At 56.7% G+C, this 19,119-nt stretch carries 11 protein-coding genes; 7 read left to right on the top strand and 4 right to left on the bottom strand.

From position 1 onward, the window contains the following. Positions 1–273 precede the first annotated feature (273 nt). Positions 274–1,530 carry a lysophospholipid acyltransferase family protein gene (locus tag Fuma_RS16365; protein ID WP_077025072.1) on the bottom strand — a complete coding sequence of 419 codons (1,257 nt, stop codon included), beginning with the start codon at positions 1,528–1,530 and terminating at the stop codon, positions 274–276. Positions 1,531–2,169: 639 nt separating this feature from the next. On the opposite strand from Fuma_RS16365, the gene Fuma_RS16360 reads away from it, so the two are divergent. The 3 genes from Fuma_RS16360 to Fuma_RS16345 all read left to right on the top strand — a co-directional run bounded on the left by Fuma_RS16360 (position 2,170) and on the right by Fuma_RS16345 (position 11,041). Continuing rightward, positions 2,170–3,654 (top strand): outer membrane protein assembly factor BamB family protein, encoded by a 1,485-nt coding sequence (locus tag Fuma_RS16360; RefSeq protein WP_083732094.1) that lies wholly within the window; start codon positions 2,170–2,172, stop codon positions 3,652–3,654. Next, the gene (locus Fuma_RS16355; protein ID WP_077025071.1) at positions 3,651–4,403 is read left to right on the top strand and encodes an HpcH/HpaI aldolase family protein; all 753 of its coding nucleotides are present in this window, start codon (positions 3,651–3,653) and stop codon (positions 4,401–4,403) included. Before Fuma_RS16360 ends, Fuma_RS16355 begins: the two co-directional genes overlap by 4 nt. Positions 4,404–4,726: 323 nt before the next feature. Beyond that, entirely contained in the window at positions 4,727–11,041 is a 6,315-nt protein-coding gene (locus Fuma_RS16345) for an alpha-2-macroglobulin family protein (protein ID WP_158521033.1), read from the top strand. Positions 11,042–11,070: 29 nt separating this feature from the next. Here Fuma_RS16345 and Fuma_RS16340 read toward each other — a convergent pair whose 3' ends face one another. Beyond that, entirely contained in the window at positions 11,071–11,778 is a 708-nt protein-coding gene (locus Fuma_RS16340; RefSeq protein ID WP_077025069.1) for a tRNA1(Val) (adenine(37)-N6)-methyltransferase, read from the bottom strand. A 2-nt stretch (positions 11,779–11,780) separates the two neighbouring features. Between Fuma_RS16340 and Fuma_RS16335 the strand changes: the two genes are divergently transcribed. The 4 genes from Fuma_RS16335 (at position 11,781) to Fuma_RS16320 (ending at position 16,082) form a co-directional block, all read left to right on the top strand. Further along, complete coding sequence (locus tag Fuma_RS16335) at positions 11,781–12,809, top strand: CPBP family glutamic-type intramembrane protease (protein ID WP_077025068.1); 1,029 nt, start codon at positions 11,781–11,783, stop codon at positions 12,807–12,809. 213 nt (positions 12,810–13,022) lie between these two features. Next, positions 13,023–13,970, top strand: coding sequence for an amidohydrolase family protein (locus Fuma_RS16330; RefSeq protein WP_083732093.1), 948 nt, complete (start codon positions 13,023–13,025; stop codon positions 13,968–13,970). Between the two features lie 10 nt (positions 13,971–13,980). Next, on the top strand, positions 13,981–14,739 hold the full coding sequence (locus Fuma_RS16325; protein ID WP_077025067.1) for a DUF1349 domain-containing protein: 759 nt from the start codon (positions 13,981–13,983) through the stop codon (positions 14,737–14,739). Continuing rightward, positions 14,736–16,082 carry a hypothetical protein gene (locus Fuma_RS16320; protein WP_077025066.1) on the top strand — a complete coding sequence of 449 codons (1,347 nt, stop codon included), beginning with the start codon at positions 14,736–14,738 and terminating at the stop codon, positions 16,080–16,082. Before Fuma_RS16325 ends, Fuma_RS16320 begins: the two co-directional genes overlap by 4 nt. Before the next feature lie 558 nt (positions 16,083–16,640). On the opposite strand, the gene Fuma_RS16315 is transcribed toward Fuma_RS16320, so the two are convergent. Further along, positions 16,641–18,209 (bottom strand): serine/threonine-protein kinase, encoded by a 1,569-nt coding sequence (locus Fuma_RS16315; protein WP_077025065.1) that lies wholly within the window; start codon positions 18,207–18,209, stop codon positions 16,641–16,643. A gap of 162 nt (positions 18,210–18,371) precedes the next feature. Next, positions 18,372–19,091 (bottom strand): RNA polymerase sigma factor, encoded by a 720-nt coding sequence (locus Fuma_RS16310; protein WP_077025064.1) that lies wholly within the window; start codon positions 19,089–19,091, stop codon positions 18,372–18,374. Positions 19,092–19,119 lie beyond the last annotated feature (28 nt).

The following is a 19,119-nucleotide window of genomic DNA, read 5'->3' as shown; positions in this document are numbered from 1 at the left end:
ACGTTTGGACTGGTCTTGTTCCGCCAAAGTGCGGGCATTGGAGTGTGTTCCTGGCCCGGCAGGGCCGAAGCACGTAGCCTCGGGCGTAAGCCCGAGGTTAGCGAAGCGTCGCCCACAAAAGCCCCGGAGGGGCGACAGCGATAGGATGAAACGAAACTACTGCCACCCCTTCGGGGCTTTCTCAATCTCGCTGGAACGCGCCCCCGGGCTTGTGCCCAAGGCAACGTACTGCCGCCCGCCGGGCGAATCGCAAAGCCAAAACAAAAGCGGAAGTTACGAAGTGATACTTTGTTCCAGCGATTCGACATCGCGCACCGGAACGGGAGGCCAGTGGTCGGGGACTCCGAACAGTTTCAGCATTTCCGTCCGCAGGTCACTCATCAGGCTGTCTTCGCCGCGGCTTCGTCGAGAACTCGGATCGATCTCGATCGCGGTACCAAGCTTCACGACTGCGTGAATATCTTCAATGACCGTTGATTGGTCGGTCAGTTCCTCTTCCAGTCGAGCAACTGTTTCGAAGATGTGATGGTTCAGGCGATCGCCGACCAGTTCTTCATCCAGGTAGCCGGGCACGTGCAGTGACATGCATTGAGCGTAATACAGGTCGGTGAGATGCCGCCAACGCCGCCGGCGTTCTGCTGTATCGACTTTGTTGGCCACCATGTCGGCGATGATTTCGGTTCGCAGATCTTTGACGCGGAAGATCGGGTCGCCGCAGCGAACTTTACCAAGCCATTCCTGTTCGTACGTCTGCAAGATGTGGTTCACCAGGCGCGCCATTCGATCTTCCACACAGCCGGTGGCCGCCTGGCCGAGAATCTGCACTTCGCGAGCACACTGCACCGCCTCGCGCAGCCGGTGGACTCGCTGCAGCATCGGCAGGGGCGTTTGAGTCTGCCAGAACACTCGCTGTTCGAGTCGATCCATGACTGATACCAAGGCCGTTTCCGGATCGCTTTGGTGCTGGTAGCGCAGAGCGAGCGGGTGAATCACGACTTTCGATTCCGGATGATGCTTCGCTCGTTTTTTCGCGGCTGCTCGCGCGACAAACGAGGTGCCTTCCATCAGCGGCATCAGGCGATCGTTGGCGGCCGATATCACGCCCTCCGGAAACACGACCAGAGGCCGTTCGGCGGTGGCGACGATGTCTACCGCGGTGTCGAGAGCTCGGCGGTCCATGCCTTCTCGATAAATACTGAACGCTCCGACGCGGCGAGCGACGAATGTTTCCAGCCAGCTTTGTTTGAACACGTGCCAGCTTGCCATCGCGTAAGCATGGACGGGCGTTTCTGTGGTGACAATGCCGCACACCATTGGGTCGGCGAAGCTGCAGTGGTTGGGGCACAGCACGACGCCGTGTCCGGCCTTCAACGATTCGCGCAGGTTGTCCAGGCCGTGAGTCTCCCAGCTCACGATTCCGTAGCGGTTTTTCAGCAGCCTGGGCAGGTACTTTCCGACGGCCCACGACCAGAACGTGCCGCGATACGGCGGCACAAATTCATAAGGTTCGTCAAAAACAACTTTCTGCATTCCAGTTACCCAAAACTATGACGGGGTGGGGCGGAGCCCGCCAGCCGGTGAGAGGACGGGACGGCCCGTCAGCCGATGAAGGCTAACGCTCCGATAAGAAGGTGTCGCTCCCGTGGGTCGCTGGATGACAGACAGGTAACCGTTTGGGTGAAGCGTCGATTTCGCGGGCAATATAGGAAGTTCGCTCACATTTGCGAAGGATTCTTTGAACCCCTAACAAAACCTGTGTGGCCGCGTTGTGACGACAGTGGTCGAGATGCAAGGAAAAGTGACGAGGCGACAGATGTCGTCGAGGAGCGCTGACGCCGCAGATCGGCTGCTTTCGTCGCAACCCTCCGGGACGCTTGTGGTTCCGCCTCAGGCGGCGTCGTTCGTCGTCGACGACATTTGTCGCCCCCTCCTCACTTCTTGCCTGAAACGAAACCACAAACGTCGCGGCTCACACAGGTTTTGTTAGGGGGGCTTTGTTCGGTCTTCGCAGTAATGGTGGGCCTCGTTGTCAACAGACGTGACATCCGATTATCGATGCATCTTCAATCGCGCAATTATTTGTGGCCAGTGACTTCCGTCGCACGGGCACGGTAGTCAGGATGTTGGCTTCGAATAATCTGCTGTGTCCCCGAATCGGAGTTTTAAATCATGCTTCGCGTGATGTTGATAGCTGCTTGTCTTTGCTTTACCCAGTTCGCGAACACCACCGCCAACGCTGGCGACTGGCCTCAGTTTCGCGGGCCCAACTGTTCGGGAATCGCAAACGATGCCGGGTCACTGCCGGTGGAATTTTCTGACACGAAAAACGTCGCATGGAGTGCGAAACTGGGGGACAGCATCGGCAGCCCGGTGGTGGCCGACGGACGAGTGATCACGTCTGCGATGGTCGATGACAAAACGATCGGGCTGTACGCTTTTGATGCCGAAAGCGGAAAGCAACTTTGGTCGCGCGAATGGCCAATCGGCGACATCGATGAAATTCACAAAACCAACAGCTACGCGGCAACGACGGCGGCTGCTGACGATGAACGAGTTTATTTCTACTTCTGGACGCTCGGCCTGGTTGCCGTTGACGCCGAAACCGGCGAAGACGTCTGGAAGAAAGAACTGCCCATTCCCTACTTTGTGTTCAAATGGGGAGCTGGCATGTCGCCGGTTCTGTACAAAGACATGGTCTTGTTTTGCCAGGACGACGACCTTCATCCCGCCTTCTACGCCTTCGACAAAAAAACGGGCGAGCTGCGATGGAAAGACGACCGCAACGATATGGCCGTCAATTATTCTCACCCTGTCGTTTGCGAAACGGATGCGGGTGATGAGATCGTCGTTGGCGGCACCGGCATTTTAGTCGGCTACGATCCGGCCACGGGCAAGCGATTGTGGAAGGCAAAAACGCTGCTCCGCAATATTAAGACGACACCCGTGTGCAAAGACGGCGTCGTCTACATTTCTTTGCAGAGTGGTGGAATTGCCAATCAGTGGCTGGCGAGCGTCGACCGAGCCGAAACCGGCAACGCGGACGACAAGTTGACTCGAGACGAAGTGCAGGCGTTTGTCGGCAAGCGACCCGTTCCCGAAAGCTTCTACAAGAAGACGTTCGACAAAGGTGACCTCGATGGAGACGGCGATTTGGAAGGTGCGGAGCTGGATATCGCCTTCCTGAATTCTGATAACTTTGCCGGTGCGGCCTACGACGCAAAGAACCCGGCTCAGGAATTTATTCTGGCAGTGAAAGCTGGTGGCCGAGGCGACGTTACAGACACTCATGTATTGTGGAAAAAGCCGACAAAGCATACGGACCACATCGTGTCGCCGCTGGTTGTGAACGATCGCATGCTGCTGGTGAAGTGCGGCGGGATTGCCACATGCTTTAACACGGCGGACGGCGATTCTGTGTTCGGCCCGGCAAGAATCCGTAACGAAGGCGACTATTTCGCGTCGCCAGTTTATGGTGATGGCAAAGTGTACGTCGCCAGTGAGAACGGGAAGATCGTGGTCATGGAGGAAGGTCCAGAGCTGAAAATTCTCGCCGTCAACGACATGGGGGATTCCGTGTTGGGATCACCGGCAATCGTCGGTGACGCTTTGTTCGTGCGAACTCGCGGTGCGTTGCTGAAAGTTAGTGCGAAATGAGCGGTCACGATTTTCGAGCACGATTGAGGTCCGGCGAGAAACTGGTCGGAACAATGGTCACGCTGCCGACTCCGTCGACGGCCGAAATTCTGGCTGACGCTGGTTTCGATTGGCTATTTGTTGACGCCGAACACGGCCCCTTGGATGTGAACGACATTCAGGGGATTCTGCAGGCTGTCGGCGATCGCGTTCCGTGTGTTGTGCGAGTTCCCGAGTGCAGTGAAGCCTGGATCAAGCGTGTGCTGGATTTGGGGGCTCACGGTGTCATCGTGCCTCAATCCAATACGGCCGAGATGGTCGCCGACGTGGTGCGGTTTTCGCGGTACGCGCCGGAAGGTTCTCGCGGTGTCGGGCTGGCGCGAGCTCACGGCTACGGTTTCAAGTTCGCGGAATACGTCGCGTCGGCCAACGATGAGATCGCCGTGATCGTTCAGGCCGAACACCGGCGGGCGGTTGAGGACATCGCCGCAATTGTGGCGGTGGAAGGCGTTGATGCCGTGTTGCTGGGACCGTACGACATGTCGGCCAGCTACGGAAAGATGGGCCAGATCGACGATCCGGAAGTTAAAGCCGCCATCGCCAAAGTGATTGCGACATGTCGGTCGGCCGCCATTCCGATCGGCTCGTTTGGCGTTGATGCCGACGCAATAAACGGCTATGCCAAACAAGGCTGCACGCTTTTGGCTGCCGGCGTCGACGTGTTGTTTCTGGGCGGAGCGGCTCGACGGATGAAGGACCAGACGACCTGATCGCGTCGGCGGTCGAACTGACTGAGTCGAGTTGATCCCGCGCGCGTTGACCCCGCGCGCCGTTTTGGACTTGCCGGATGGCCTCACAACTTTCTTACAAAGTTGTCTGAGTCGGAAAAATGCAGCGTCCCGCCGCGCAAACGAGCTTGATTTTGCGGCGCACATTGACATCGTTCCAAAAAACGCGGAACGAATCGCGGTTTTCTACACTCCAACTTCGAGGAGACGTCCCGGTCTGGTCGGCAGGCCCGCCGGCGGATACCCTCCGGTTGGTTGTTTGAACCTGAATTGTGAGCGATGCACTCACTGGAAAAGTCATGGCGATGCGTAAGTCTTTGATCGTGTTTCTGTCTGTCGTTAGTCTCGGCAGCACCATGTTGGTTGCCCACTCTTTGTTTGCGAAACCCACTACGATGCAGGATCGCACAGCCGATCGACAACGCGCTGAAAAGCTGATGACGGATCAGAACTTCGCGGAAGCTCTTGAGGTCTATCGAACGCTCGCGCTGGACGAAACGAATTCCGACGGAAAGCTGCCGGACGATTTTTCAAAGGCTGTGCAGTGCATGAGCCAGCTCGAGCAGTTGAAGGAAGTCGACGAATTCCTGGAAAGCGTGGTCGACAGACACGCAACGCACTGGCCGCTTTTGTCTCAGGCAGCTTCGGTGCTAAGTCAACAGATTCCACCGCAAGGTTACCTGATTGGCGGCAAGTTCGAACGCGGGCATCATCGCGGCGGCGGGAAGGTGGTGAATTCCGTTGAACGCGACCGCGTGCGGTCGATTCAGCTGCTGCAGCAGGCCATTGCCCTGCTGGAAAAAGACGACGCAGCAAAGCCGGCAGAAAAGTACGACGTTTACCACCTGCTTGCCGACAACATTGGACGATATCGATATTCCGAAGCATGGCGGCTGCAGGACTTGACGGATTTGGAAACGCTGCCCGATTACGAAGAAGCCGGCGGTTTCGGAGGTTTCGGAGGCTTCGGTCCTGGCGGCTTCAGCCGCGGTGGGCGATTCGTTCCGCGTTCGTCCCAGGGAGCTCCCGTCGACGAAGATGGCAACCCTGTGTTTCACAAGCTCCCAACATCATGGGAAGCCGCCAAAACGGACGGCGAACGCTGGCGGTGGGCGTTGGAAAAATCTGCCGAAGTCGATCCAAGTCGCCGCAGCGATGTCGATTTGGAATGGGCCGGTTTTTTGCAATCGCAGTTTGGCGTTTCTCATTCTGTCAGCGGCCCCGTGCCACTGGTTGCTGATGGCGAAAAGGAAGCCGACGACGACATTTGGGCCGTACATAAACTCAGCGATTCCGAAACCGTTGCACAACTGGCCACCGGCGCGAAACGCATTGAATTGCCGGACGAATTCAATCACATCGTGATTCTGGAAAAGGTGGTTGCTCGTAACGACAATCGAAAACCGACCGCCCTGGAAACGCTGATTGGCGTGCGGATGAACCGTCATCAATATCCAAAGGCGGCCGCTTTGCTAAAGCAGTTGCTGGCGGAGACCGAAGGTGAGCGGGCGAAGGAGAAGATACAGAAACGCATCGACCAGATCGAAAAGAACTGGGTGCAGTTTCAAAGCGTACAGATGCAGCCGGCGGGCGATGGAGCAACTTTCGACATCCGCTACCGCAACGGCTCGAACGTCAGCTTCACGGCGCGGCCGGTCGATATCAGTAAATTGCTCGACGACGTGAAGGCGTATTTGCAAAGCAGCCCCGCTCGAGTTGACTATCAGAAGACGCAGATTGAAAACGTCGGCATGCAAATCATCAACGCCGACCAGGAAAAGTACCTTGGCGAAGCTGTTGCCACATGGGACCTGCCGCTTGATCCGCCCGCTGACCATTTCGATGCAGCAACCACCGTCACGACGCCTTTGCAGAAAGCGGGTGCGTACTTCGTGACCGGCAAAATGCAGGATGGCAATGAAGCTCGCATGGTCATTTGGGTGGCCGACACGGCGATCACGCGGAAGCGAGTCGAAAAAGGCACGCTGTACTTTGTGGCCGATGCCGTCAGTGGGAAACCGATTGCCAATGCCAACGTTGAATTCTTCGGGTGGCGTCAGGAACGCATTGACCGCACTCGCAACTACCGCACGATCACAAAGCGATTCGCCGAACGCACCGACGAAAACGGGCTGGTCGTGCCGAATCACGCACAGTTCGAAAACCAACTACAGTGGCTGACGATCGTGCGGACGGACGATGGTCGCATGGCCTACGACGGCTTCAACGGCGTGTGGAATCCTCAACAGATTCCTGAGTTCAGTTACGCTCCGACCAAAGTGTATGCCGTCACCGATCGGCCCGTGTATCGGCCGAAGCACGACGTGAAGTTTCGTCTGTGGGTGAGGAAACCTCGCTTCAGCGAAGACGATGCGAAGTTTGCCAATCAGAACTTCGCCATCATGATTCGCAACCCGAAAGGCGACCTCGTTCTGGACAAAGACGTCAAGTCTGACAAATGGGCGGGTGTCGACGGCGAATGGAAAATCCCTGCCGACGCGACTCTGGGCACCTATCAGATTATTATTGCCGATCGTATCGACGAAACGAAAACTCGGATGCGCAACGGCAAACTCGAGACCTCGCGAACGACAGGTTTCCGCCAACTCGGCAGCGGCAGTTTTCGAGTCGAAGAATATCGCAAACCGGAATTCGAAGTCACGATCGATGCGCCGGACAAGCCCGTCATGCTGGGCGAGAAGATTCAGGCGAAGGTGAATGCGAAATACTACTTCGGTGCACCTGTGACCGAAGCCAGCGTTCACTACAAAGTGGAGCGTACGAAAAAAGACAGCCGCTGGTACCCGGTCGCTCGCTGGGACTGGCTGTATTCGCCCGGCTACTGGTGGTTCGCTCCAGATTACAACTGGTATCCCGGCTGGAATCGATGGGGCTGCTATGGTCCGATTCCGCCGTGGCGTGGCTGGAACCCGGATCCGCCGGAAGTCGTCGTCGAAGGCGAAGCCGAAATCGGCGAAGACGGAACATTTTCGATCGATATCGATACCGCCGCCGCGTTAAACGAACACAGCGACAGCGATCACAACTACAGCATCACTGCCGAAGTCGTCGATCAGTCGCGCCGCACGATTATCGGCACGGGAAACGTGCTGGTGGCTCGCGAACCGTTTCGAGTTTTCGTGTGGACCGATCGAGGCCACTATCGCACTGGCGACACGGTCAACGTGAGTGCTCAGGCGCGCACGCCGGACGGTCGTTCGGTGAAAGGCAGCGGCAGGGCGGTGCTGTACGCCGTCACATACGAAGACGATAAGCCCGTGGAACGCGAAGTCGAATCGTGGGACGTCAATACGGACGACGATGGCCGTACGGCAGTGAAGATGGTGATTCCGGATGCGGGCCAGTACCGAGTTTCCGTGAAAGTCACCGACGCAGAAGGCCATGAAGCAGAAGGCGGCTACGTGCTGTTTGTTCGCGGGCCGAATGAAGACGGTCGCGGCTACCGGTTTAATGACCTTGAATTGATCACGGAAAAGCGAGACTACCAGCCAGGTGAAACGGCGACGCTGCAAATCAACGCGAACAAGGAGAATGGCACCGTACTGCTGTTTGTGAGGCCGGCGAATGGGCTGTGTCCGATGCCGCAGGTTGTTCGATTGGATGGCAAGAGTACCACCGTCGACATCAAAGTCAGCCGCAGCGACACGCCCAACATCTTTGTCGAAGCGTTAACAATCGCAGACGGCCGCATTCACAGTGAGATGCGTGAAATCATCGTGCCACCGGAAAAGAAGGTGGCGAACGTCGAAGTATTGCCTTCTGCCGAAAAGTATCGACCGGGCGACGAAGCCACGGTGAAGCTAAAACTGACTGACGTCGACGGCAAGCCATTCATTGGCAACACGGTGTTAAGCGTTTACGACGCCAGTTTGGAATACATTGCCGCCAGCAGCATTCCGGAGATTCGTTCATTCTTCTGGAATGTGCGAAGGCACCACAACGTGCAAATTCAGTCGACGCTGCAACAAACGTCGGGGCCGGTATATCTGAATGGCGAAGTTACGATGCAGATTCTGGCTGGCCAGGACTTCGGCATGGGCGGCGGATTCGGCGGTGGTATGATCAGTGGCTTTGGCGGTTACGGCATGGGTGGTGGCTTCGGCGGTGGTAACGTGATGCGACGTGGCCGCGGCATGCAGGTGGAATCGATGATGATGGAAGATGCCGCACCTGCCGCAGGGGCTGCTCCAGGGTTCGCTGCTCCGGCCGCAGCCATGATGAAGGCAGCCCCGGCAGCTCCTGGTGGTGGAGGCGGCGGCGAGCCCGTGGTCGAACCAACCGTCCGTTCCAGTTTCGCGGACACCGCCTACTGGGTGGCCAGCGTGACGTCCGACAAAGACGGCACGGTCGAAGTGAAATTCAAAGTACCGGACAACCTGACGACATGGAAAGTCAAAGCGTGGACGCTGGGCGATGGTACGCGAGTCGGCTCCGGCAGTAGCGATATCATCAGCTCGAAAGACCTGATCATCCGGCCTCAAACACCGAGATTCTTCACAGAAACTGACCAGATCACACTGTCAGCAGTGGTGCACAACTATCTGGAAACTGCCAAGTCCACCAAAGTGGTTTTGGAAACCGAAGGCGGGCAACTGCAGATCCAGGGCGACGCTGAGCAGACAGTTCAGATCCCGGCAGGTGGTGAAGTGCGAGTCGACTGGAACGTCCACGTGGTGGCGTCCGGCACGGCGAAAGTCCGCATGAAGGCACTCACTGACGAAGAATCGGACGCTTCCGAATTGTCGGTCCCGGTTCAGGTTCACGGCATTCTGAAAACGGAAAGCTTCACCGGCGTGATTCGCCCCGACGGCGATTCGGCAACCGTCGATATCAACGTTCCGGCCGCTCGCATCGAAGAACAGTCGCGGCTGGAAATCCGCTACAGCCCGACTCTGGCCGGCGCCATGGTCGATGCGTTGCCGTACCTGATTGAATATCCCTACGGCTGCACAGAACAAACGCTCAACCGTTTTCTGCCGTCTGTGATCACTCAACAAACGCTGAAGAAAATGGGTGTCAGCCTTGCCGACGTTCAGAAGAAACGGACCAACCTGAACGCCCAAGAATTGGGCGACGCGGCCAACCGAGCGGCTCAGTGGAAACGCTACGATCGCAATCCGGTCTTCGACGAAACAGAGATGAATGTCATCGTGAAGACCGGCGTCACGGATCTTAGCAACATGCAGCTAACCGATGGCGGCTGGGGCTGGTTCAGCGGCTTCGGCGAACATTCTACGCCGCACCTGACGTCGATCGTGGTACACGGTTTAACGATCGCAGATCGCAATGGCGTCCCCGTTCTTCCCGACGTACTACAGCGAGGCGTCGAATGGTTGAAAGCTTATCAGGCGGAAGAAATTGCCAAGCTAAAAGAAGCCGATTGGCGGCGTGAGCATCCCGATGAACTGAAGGATCGCAAAGTGCCGTACAAGAATTCGGCCGACAACATGGACGCCTTCGTCGCGTTCGTTTTGACAGAACACGATGGCACTGACACTGCTATGTCGGATTATCTGTACCGCGATCGAGGCAACCTGTCTGTCTATGCGAAGGCACTGACCGGCATCGTTTTGCATGCACAGGATGACGCCGAACGTCGCGACATGTTGCTGCGGAACATCGAACAGTTTCTGCAGCAGGATGACGAAAACCAAACGGCGTGGTTGAAGATGCCGCAGAACAGTTGGTGGTACTGGTACGGCAGCGAAAACGAAGCGATGGCTCGCTATCTGCAACTTTTGCTGAAGGTGAATCCGAAAAGTGATGTCGCGCCAAGGTTGGTCAAGTACCTGCTGAACAACCGCAAGCACGGAACCTATTGGAACAGCACTCGCGACACAGCAATCGTGATCGAAGCCATGGCTGACTACATCGCTGCCACCGGCGAAGACAAGCCGAACATGACAGTCGAAGTTTTCGTCGATGGTCGGTTGCAAAAGACGGTGAAAATCAATGCCGACAACCTCTTTAGTTTCGACAACGCCATGGTGTTGGAAGGCGATGCGGTCAAAACGGGAGCTCACACGATTGAACTTCGCCGCACCGGCAGCGGCCCGGTGTATTTAAACGCCTACCTGACTAACTTCACCAAAGAAGACAACATCACAGCCACTGGCCTGGAAGTGAAAGTCCAACGGCGCTTCTACAAACTGGAACCGGACGATAAAGACGTCAGCGTGCGTGGCGACCGAGGTCAGGTGGTGAACCAGCAGACGGCGAAGTTCAAACGCGTTCTGCTGGAGAGTCTCGACAGTGTGACAAGCGGCGACCTGATCGAAGTCGAACTGCTGGTCGATAGCAAGAACGACTACGAGTACCTGATGCTGGAAGACCGTAAGCCAAGCGGATTCGAACCGGACGACCAGCGCAGCGGTTACATCTTTGAAGGCTTACGAGCTTACCGGGAATTGCGGGACGATCGAGTCAGTTTCTTCCTCAGCAACCTGGCTCGTGGCAATCACAGCGTCAGCTATCGCCTGCGTGCCGAAACGCCCAGCCAGAAAGTTTCTGCACTGCCCGCTCAGATCGAAGGCATGTACGCTCCGGAACTGGTCGGCAACAGCGACGAATTCAAACTGCGCGTGACGGATCGGGACTGATGCCGGGACATCCCCGCAATACGTGGGGACTACAACTTTAACAGAAATGGCTTTGCCATCGCCGCAAACTCCGGCGAGTACTCATGCCGTTTAATTTCGACGACTAATTCAGGCTCCGTCGTAGGGCCGCACTCGTTTGATGTGAATTCCATAAGCAACCGGTGCGGGGGCTTGTGCGGTGTTGGCTTCACATAACATTGGCGATGGCAGTGAAGTCCATACTCCGCCGCAAGCCTTCTGAATTCTTCGCCCTGATCGACAGGCAATATGACGGCCAGTCGTCCGCCAGGACTTTGTAACCTCGAAGCCGCGTAAAGCAGATCGCCATGCGGCAAGCCATCATCGTGGCGAGCCACGCGACGCTGATCGTCCGGCGGTTTCAGGCTGCCGGAAAAGAACGGCGGGTTGGAAATGATCAGGTCGAAAGTTGCGTGCGTTGCGTAGCCCTGGATCGCAATATGCTCAACTGTTAGTCGATCGGCCCACTGGCTGGCGGCAAAGTTCGACGCGGCCTGTTCGCTCGCATCCCTGTCGACTTCCACCGCTGTGATGTGAGCGGCAGGAAAACGTTGAGCCATCATCAGAGCGACCACACCGGTTCCTGTGCCGATATCCAGAATGCGTGGGGTGAGGTTACCATCCGCCCATGTGCCGAGTAGAATCGCATCCGTACCGACTTTCATCGCGCAGCGATCCTGCTGCACTGCGAATTGTTTGAAGTGGAACGGTGGGGACATGAATGACACGTTCTATTGATCGACACGAAGGCGTCGCCCTGTGGGATTCGGTCTGGTCGTTGCGCGTTGTCGTGTTGGGCTTGTTGGGCTTGTTGGGCTTGTTGCTGCCCGCGCTGGTGCGGGGCCTGACAGCTTTGGCTCAGAGTTGGCGGCACCTGGTCTCCGGATTGACCGTGTGGCTGATAGTTTTTGTGCCTCCGATTCTTCTAATGGTAGTGCTGCCGCTGGTAACGCGACAACCTCGCGGTGCACCGTTGCTGCGGCCGTCGAAGAGAACCCTCGCAATCGAATTGCTGGTCTCTTTACCAATCGCCGTGGTGTGTCTTGTGGTGGTGTATTTCTACATTGAAATCGTCACCCGCTACGCTCCCGAAAGTCGCATGGGCACGGCATCTGTCGAAGGGATGATGCGATGGCCTTCCGGGCCGGTGCTGTATTCCTTCCTGTTTTTTATGGTGATCGTCGGCCCCATTTGTGAAGAAATATTCTTTCGCGGATTTCTCTACAATGCGTTCCGTCGCCGCATGCCAGCCGTAGTGGCCGTTGTGTTGCAGGCCGTGATCTTTGGATTCAGCCACCCGTATCCGATGGCGGGCGTCGGATCAGTGACCGTGTTGGGAGTATGTCTTGCCGCTGCTTATCATTGGCGGAAGACAATTCTTGCCCCCATCCTCGTGCATGCCTTTTTCAACGGGCTGATTGCTCTGCAGATCCTTGCAGTGGTTCATACAAACGCGGACATGGCCGTCGTGGGCATTGGACCGCAACACGACGGCGTCGGCTGCATTATTGAGTCTGTCACAGATCATTCACCAGCGGCGGAATCGGGCCTGCAACCGGGGGACGACATCATCGAATTCGGCGATTACTCGATCCTGAACAGTGAACACCTTTACACCGCTGTCCGACTGTACAATCCCGGTGACGTCGTGACAGTGCTGTTTGAGCGAGACGGTAAAACGTGGGAGGTGGACGTCGAGCTTGTTTCGCGACAGACGCTGGCCGAGCGCTGGAAGGACGAGGTCGAATAGTCGTGCCGCCCATGATGTAGCACGCGTCGGCAATGGTCGCGAACTCACAAACCAGTCGCTACAATCATCCACCAACGTCTTCGCATTTGATCATGTTTTATCTACCAATTGATTACCGGTAAAACCGCGAGGCTTGGCGGGCAATCGGGGATATTTCGACATCGGTTGAGGCCGGTTTTTGAGTTGCAGTGAATTCACTTTGGGAGTCAACGGATGCCGGATAAATCACAAATTTCGCGACGCGACGCATTGGCGGCCAGCGTGGCGGTTGTCGGCAGCACAACACTTGCGGCTCGCGCGGCCGCCAGTGCCGCCGTCAAGGCCGAGTGGATTGATGCTCATTCACACATCTGGACGTCCGACACCAGCGTCTTCAAACTTCAGCCCGGCATCACCGTTGAGGATCTCGCGCCGAAAGACTTCACTGCTAAAGATCTTATGGCGGTAGCTGCGCCGCAGGGGGTGGGGCGAGTTGTACTGATTCAGCACAACGTGTTTCATGGCGCCGATAATTCGTATCTGATCGATGCCTGGCGGCAGCAGCCCGACCGGTTTCGAGTCGTTGCGATCGTCGACGACCTGCGTTCCAACGCCGGGAAAGCCATGCGACAACTGTTTCAGCAGGGAGTCACCGGTCTTCGTATTCGGCCGCGGAAAGGCATTACCGACTGGCTGCAAACGGACGGCATGATCAACATGTGGAAGACGGCCGCAGAAACTCGACAGTCCATGTGTTGCCTGATGAATCCGGAGCACATTGCTGAAGTGGACGCGGCCTGTCAACGCCATCCGGACACGCCCGTTGTCATCGACCACTTCGCCCGCATTGGCGTTGACGGAACGGTTCGCGAAAAAGACGTCTCCGCGTTGTCCGGCCTGGCAAAACACAAGCACGTGAAGGTCAAGATCTCAGCCTACTATGCCCTGGGCAAAAAGCGTCCGCCGTATCACGACCTCGTCCCTATGATCAAACGGCTGTTCGAAGCCTACGGAGCTGACCGGCTGATGTGGGCCAGCGACTGTCCCTATCAATTGACGGGTGATAACTCATACGAAGCATCGATCGCGCTGATTCGCGATCACATCGATTTTGTTAGCGACAAGGAACGGCGAAAGCTGTTACGCACAACGGCGGAACAAACGTTTTTCTACAACCAGTAGGGAATCTGTCATGAAGTGTCTGTTACCAACGATCAACAGCGGTCTTGTGCTGGCTTTGGTTGTCTCAGCATTTTCTCTTCCTGCATCATTCGCTGATGAACCGGAAGTGCTGAAGGAATCTTTCGACCAAAAGACAGATCTGAAGTGGACAGTCATTCGGTCGGCCAAAGACCACGTTTCGCTGGAAACAAATCCCGGTATGCTGACGCTGAAAACTCAGCGAGGCACCATTCACGGGGACGAAAAGAATGATGCCTTCAGCGGCGGTACTCAGGCAAAGAATATTCATCTGGTCGATCGCGAGATCCCGGACAACGTTGATTTTGAGGCCACGATTGCGGTCCGCAAATTCGAGCCGCAGTTGTTCTACCATCAAATCGCGTTGATCGCGTATCAGGACGACGATAACTACGCCAAGTTCTCGATGGAGAAGACGAACAATCCGCCCGGCCAGACTCAGGTGCTGCTCGTCTGCGAAGACAGGGCTCGTCCGACTCACAACCTGATTACGCCCACGGAAATTGACGGGCCGTTCTGGCTTCGCTTCGAACGCACCGGACCAGACTGGATTTGTCGTCATAGTCGAGACGGAAAAACATTTCAGGCGATCGGCGTGCACACGTTTGAGTTCTCCGATAAAAAGCGGCTCATTAAAGTCGGCTTCCTGGCCAAAAATGGCGGCAACCCTGCGGCGGCAGAAATCGACGTGTTGTTCGATTCGTTTGAATTGAGAATCTTTCCTCCGGTGGCAGAAGTTGAACAAGAATGATCTGGCCTTTTCGTCCGCAACCCCCCGTTCCGCTTTCGCCTAAGGTTCGGTACGAGCGTGAGTTTCATTCAATCGCACAATGGCTGGGGCAGTCGCGGATTGATCCGCAGCAAACAACCATCCTGCCCAACGATGTCGACGCGCTCATCGCCGACTGCTCCGTCGAACAATGGCCGAACCGGCTGTTCCATTTCTTTCGAGCCAGAATGCCTGGTTCCGCGGAAGGCGTGGAGTTTGACTGGATTGATGCGGACGACGCGGCTTCGCAGGAACAGGCGTCTGACGGTCAGGCAGCGGCTGTCACATTCACCAGAACTGACGACGGGCAAATTTCCGGAGGTCGGTTCCATCGTTCGCTGGCCGAGTTTCCGTATCGATTGAGTGCCGTCGCGGCGATGGCGGCTGCCGTCCATTTTCGAGATACCAGCGGCGAAGAACGTCCGTCAGGAACGCCGTCAGCCGAAGTTCTGCCCGTGTTTTTCGGGCTGGGCCCGGTCATGGCCAACGCGGCGCTGCATGAAACGGAAGACCACGGTTCTACTGCCGGGCAAGGTGCCGATACCCGCCGCAATGGCAATGTCAGTGCGTTGGAATACGGCTACTGTATGGCAATCAGCGACTGGGCCATTGGCACAAATTATGCCAGCGTGTCCAACATGCTGCGGCCCGATGCGCGGGAAGGTTTGTTAAACGGAATTCGATTTCTGCAGAAGACGGGAGATTGCAGTTTCGAACGCGAATCCGTATTCGCCGAGCCGGATTCATCCTTCGATGTCGTCCAGTCACGGCTGGGCGGCTCGAGCAAAAGTGTCCTATTGGCGACGTTGCTGGACTTGCGAGATTCTGGCAGCGTTTCGCCGGAGGTTGCCAATCTTTTGCAGGACGCACTGGACGATCAGGACCCTAGCATCGGGTGCGCGGCGGCCGCTGTGTTGGGGCGTTGTTCGGACATTCCGGAGCCCGCTTTCGAAGCTCTTTTGTGGCAGGCAGAATCCGGTACGGCGGCTGTCAGTCGAGCGGCCGTGGCTGCGTTACAACCGAATCCTCAACATGACGAACGCATCAAAGCTTTGCTGACAAAACGGCTGCACACAGCCGATCCCGCCCTCGCAACGGCCTGCATTCATTCGCTGCTGCGCTTCAATGATTATCCCAGCGAACTGAATCAGTCTTTGTTGAAATCACTGGGCCGGTTTGTGTCAGCGGCCGCAGAAGACGGGATGAATCTGGGGCTGCAGCTATTGCACAAGGTCGAACAATCACCGCTGGATGCCATCGCCCACTACTTCGATGACGACCCAACTGTCGTGGCGATCTTGTCGGAACATCTGTCCGAAGCGTAGCGGCCAATGTTGTGACTCGAGCGATGTCGCCCCCCCCCTGCTCGAATGTTACTTGGTGTGCGCTGGCCACACTGTGGTAGTCCCCCCTATCAATATTTATTTTTGGCTTAGCTGCGGGGCGTTAGCCCGGGCTGTAAAAAATTCGGGGTTGACCGGTGTTTTCCGATGAACGGTGTCTGGAGTTTTTGTTCTGGGCTTAGCCCGGAAGGGCGGCAGCACGTAGCCTTGGGCGTGAGCCCAATGTCACGATCCATGAATTTGAGCAAGCCCCGAAAGGGGTGACAGCGGTGTTCTCGCTGCCGCCCCTCCGGGGCTTGTTTGTGCGTCGGACGCCAACCTCGGGCTGACGCCCGAGGCTACGTTCTGCCGCCCTCCGGGCGAAAAATACAGTGAAACATCCGCTGCCCGGCGGAACAAAAGTTGCGCAAACCAATAACCCACGCAATCCCAGTTTTTTAACAGCCCAGCGTTAGCCCCGGTTCACAAGCGAACAACCGGCGGCCCATGCCCGTCGGCTGATAATCACAACCCCAACTCTTCCCCCTGGTAAAGCAGTGGTCACGCCGCATCTGTCACCGTTCGGGCAAACTTCACGGCCACGCGTTTTAGGCTGATCGTTGTGTCTGTGATCTTACCGACTGCCACGCGAGTCGTCCCCATGTAGACGAGTGGGATCACGTACGCTGCAATCCCGGACAGAATACAGCCTATCAGGAGCGCGGGGTTTTGGGGGCCGCTGCCGAAAAAATTCCCCACCCACAACCCCAGAAAGACACCAGTTGGAATCAACAACCACCCCAGTCCGGCCCACCAATACAGTTTGCTCCAGTGGTGTCGGTGCTTGTGACATATCGGCAGCGTCCCACGCACCGTCCTTGTGCCCATGATCGCAATTGCAATCCCGATCGGGAAAAACAAAATCATGAAGAGAACCATCACACCGGTCAGATTCTCTGACATGTACTGAAACTCCTTGCTCGTCCTGCGCTTCGTTGACGCGCCGCACACGATGCACACGTCTGGCAGGCCATCAGCTTCCACTTGCTGCCGATCCAGCACCACATCGCTTACGCCGGTAGTGTCCAGGTCGTTACCGACCGGCGCAGCAAAGCCTTTAGCTCCCGCCTTCACAAACGCGGCCACCGCCGCCACGCCGTTTTCGAAAATTGTTGATGCACCGGCCGTATAGTTTGGATCCGAGATCGCAGCTGCCGTCGGAGCGATCGATGAAATCACACTGATGCGGCTGCTGACGTCGCTCGCCTTTTGAAACCGTTGATCCGGGTTACTGGCGAGGGCTCGCATGACGACTTCGTCCAGACGGTGGTCCACGCCTGACCGTTTCGAAGGCGGTTCGAATACGCCCGCCGGAACTTCCCCCGTTAGCATTTCGTAGAAGACGACTCCCAGCGAATAAATGTCGGCTCGATGATCTACCTTTTTCGACTGAGCCATCTGTTCAGGGGCCATGTATTGCAACGTGCCCAGCACCTGCCGTGTTCCCGTGAGTCCCGCCAGTTCCGTGTCGCCGCCCAGCTTCGCCAGGCCGAAATCAGCGATGCGAATGCGACCATCGGTGCCCAGCAGGATGTTTTCCGGTTTGATGTCGCGGTGGACCACGCCGCAATCATGAGCGTACTGCAGGGCGTCGCAAATCTGAGCTGTGATCGCCAACGCTTGACTGGGGGTGGTTTCCTTCGACCGAATCAAGCTGCGCAGATTCATGCCGTCGACGAATTCCATCAGAAAATAATACAACACTGTTGGGCCGTGACCGACGTCGAATTCTGTGTCACCAAAGTCGTAAACGCCGACGATGTTGGGATGATTTAGCCGAGCCAGCGTCTTCGCTTCACGATCGAACCGCTCGTTAAATGACGCATCGTCCGCGTTATCCGGTCGCACGATCTTGAGTGCGACGATGCGATCAAGCTTGGTTTGCCGAGCTTTGTAGACGGCTCCCATGCCGCCCTGACCGATTTGCTCGATGATCTCAAGCTGTGGAAAACACTGTGCGAGTGACTCTACACTTGGCGGTCGAAACTTCGCATCAGATTTCATCGTTGGCGCGAATTCGGCACCGGCTCCGTCTTCTGCCGACGGCGAGTCGCTCAGGGCGGCAGCCATCAGACATTGGGGACAGAGCCCCTCAGTCGTTTGGGCGGCCATCCGGGAGCCGCATTCCGGGCATTCCCTTGAATCAAACATCTTCGGCCTTCTGGCAAACAAACAGGTAAAACAGCACTCAAAATACTGTTCAGATTCCTCAGCCAAAGGTTACAAAGATTTTTAACGTTTCTCCGCCAGCACTTCGAAAAGCCTGCGGATTTCGTCCTCAACGTCGTCCGGCGAAGCCACCGTTTGAGCGATCTCGGAACGAATCTGGTCGCGATAACGCGTTCTGAGGCGATGCACGGCGATTTTGACGGCCGCTTCTGTGCTGTTCATCGTTTCGGCCAGAGCCGCATAAGTTTGCCTGCCGCCGCCGGTCAAGTACGGCTTCAGCCAGTCGAAGTGCTTTGCCTGATTCCGGTCGACGTACTCCTGCCTCAGCTGCGCCAGCACCGAATCGATCAACGCAATCACCCACTGCCGTTCGAAAACGACTTCCGCCGTCAGCCGATCCTGCGGTTCCAAAGAATACCGCGCCTCGACCGCATCGAAATCCAGCGACAGCGTTCTGCGGCCGCCGCCTCGCTTTATGGCGTTGTCTTTCTGCCATTCGTTGATCAAAAATCGTTCGCAGGCGGTCAGCAGGAAGGTGCGAAACCGTCCTCGTTGCGGATCAGCCGTGGCCAGAGTTTCCTTTTCCAGAAGGCGTTCGAAAAACGTCTGCGTCAGATCCTGAGCCAGATGTTCGTCACGAACTTTGTGGCGCACGTAAGCGTACAGCGGCGACCAGTATGTCTGACAAAGTGATTCCAGCGCTCGATGCGAATGGCTGCCCCGCTGGTCATCACCCGCCGCCAGCACGACGCTCCATTGAGTTGTGTGAAAGCCGTCAGCCATTTGTTGCACCAATCGTTGTCCGGTTCCG

The organism is Fuerstiella marisgermanici (assembly GCF_001983935.1).
Classification (GTDB): domain Bacteria; phylum Planctomycetota; class Planctomycetia; order Planctomycetales; family Planctomycetaceae; genus Fuerstiella; species Fuerstiella marisgermanici.
This window is presented reverse-complemented; position numbering and strand designations above follow the sequence as displayed.